3 protein-coding genes are annotated in these 1,793 nt (G+C 64.6%); all 3 read left to right on the top strand.

Features of this window, described 5'->3' with window-relative positions; translation table 11 throughout:
* Positions 1-471: TOBE domain-containing protein (locus tag PI86_RS13150; RefSeq protein ID WP_039323066.1), on the top strand; the 471-nt coding region annotated here is incomplete at its 5' end.
* Positions 472-481: 10 nt separating this feature from the next.
* On the top strand, positions 482-1,468 hold the full coding sequence (locus PI86_RS13145) for an ABC transporter permease subunit (protein WP_039323069.1): 987 nt from the start codon (positions 482-484) through the stop codon (positions 1,466-1,468).
* On the top strand, positions 1,465-1,793 hold a 329-nt coding region (locus PI86_RS13140; RefSeq protein WP_039323063.1), incomplete at its 3' end, for an ABC transporter permease. The genes PI86_RS13145 and PI86_RS13140, both read left to right, overlap by 4 nt.

Genomic DNA, 1,793 nt, shown 5'->3' with positions numbered 1-1,793 from the left:
GTGATGAGCGAAGGCAAGATCGTGCAGATCGGCACGCCCGGCGAAGTATACGAATACCCGAACAGCCGCTTCTCGGCCGAGTTCATCGGCTCGACGAACCTGTTCGAAGGGCGCGTGGTCGAGGACGAACCGGATCACATCTTCGTCGAAAGCGACGACCTCGAGGCACGCATGTACGTGAGCCACGGCGTGACCGGCCCGCTCGGGATGCCGGTCGGCATCTCGGTGCGCCCGGAGCGCGTGCACGTATCGCGCGACAAACCGGGCTCGCATCACAACTGGGCGCGCGGTGTCGTCACCGACATCGCGTACATGGGCAGCTACTCGCTGTATCACGTGCGGCTGCCGAGCGGCAAGACGGTGGTGTCGAACCTGTCGAGCTCGCACCTGCTGCACGACGGCGCGCCGTCGTGGAACGACGACGTGTTCGTGTCGTGGTCGCCGGCCAGCGGCGTCGTGCTGACGCAGTGAGGGCGACATGATGAGAACTTCCGCTTCCACTCCGTCCGCGCCGGTGCCGACCGGTGCTACCGCTGCGACCCAGGCCGCCAAGCGCCGCAGCCGCTTCGCCGCGCTGTCGCGCTTCCTGCCGTCGGGCCGCAACCTCGCGATCGGCGTGCCGTTCCTGTGGCTCACGGTCTTCTTCGCGCTGCCGTTCGTGCTGGTGTTCAAGATCAGCTTCGCCGACCAGGTGATGGGGATCCCGCCGTACACGTCGCTCGTCGAGATCAAGGACGGCGTCGTGCACTTCGCGCTGCAGCTGTCGCACTACGCGTTCCTGCTGCAGGACGACCTGTACATCGCGACCTACCTCAGCTCGCTGAAGATGGCCGCCGTGTCGACGCTGCTGTGCCTGCTGATCGGTTATCCGATGGCGTACTACATCGCGCGCTCGGAACCGGGCCGGCGCAACGTGCTGATGATGGCCGTGATGCTGCCGTTCTGGACGTCGTTCCTGATCCGCGTGTACGCATGGATCGGCATCCTGAAGGACGACGGCCTGCTGAACCACGCGCTGATCGCGCTGGGCATCATCCACACGCCGCTGCGGCTGTATCACAGCGATGCGGGCGTCTACATCGGGATGGTCTATTCGTATCTGCCGTTCATGGTGATGCCGCTCTATGCGCACCTCGTGAAGATGGACCTCACGCTGCTCGAGGCCGCGTACGACCTCGGCGCGAAGCCGTGGGTCGCGTTCACGCGCATCACGCTGCCGCTGTCGAAGAACGGGATCATCGCCGGCAGCCTGCTGGTGTTCATCCCGGCGGTGGGCGAGTACGTGATTCCGGAACTGCTCGGCGGCGCCGACACGCTGATGATCGGCCGCGTGATGTGGGATGAATTCTTCAACAACATGGACTGGCCGATGGCGTCCGCGGTGACGGTCGCGATGGTGTTGCTGTTGCTGGTGCCGATGGCGCTGTTCCAGTACTACCAGGTCAAGGAACTGGAGGACGCGAAATGATCAAGCCGAGCAAACCGCTGTCGACGGGCGTTCTCGCCTTCGGCTTCCTGTTCCTGTACATCCCGATCATCAGCCTGGTCGTGTACTCGTTCAACGAGTCGAAGCTGGTGACGGTGTGGTCGGGCTTCTCGCTGAAGTGGTACGCGGCGCTGTGGCAGGACGACGAGCTGCTGACGGCCGCGTGGCTGTCGCTGAAGATCGGCCTGCTGACGGCGACCGCGTCGGTCGTGATCGGCACGTGGGCGGGCTTCGTGCTCGCGCGCTTCGGCCGCTTCAAGGGCTTCACGCTGTACACGGGGATGATCAACGCGCCGCTGGTGATTCC

Source organism: Burkholderia sp. A9, from assembly GCF_000801975.1.
The sequence above is the reverse complement of the archived record's forward strand: the minus strand, read 5'-3'. Positions and strand labels throughout refer to the sequence as shown.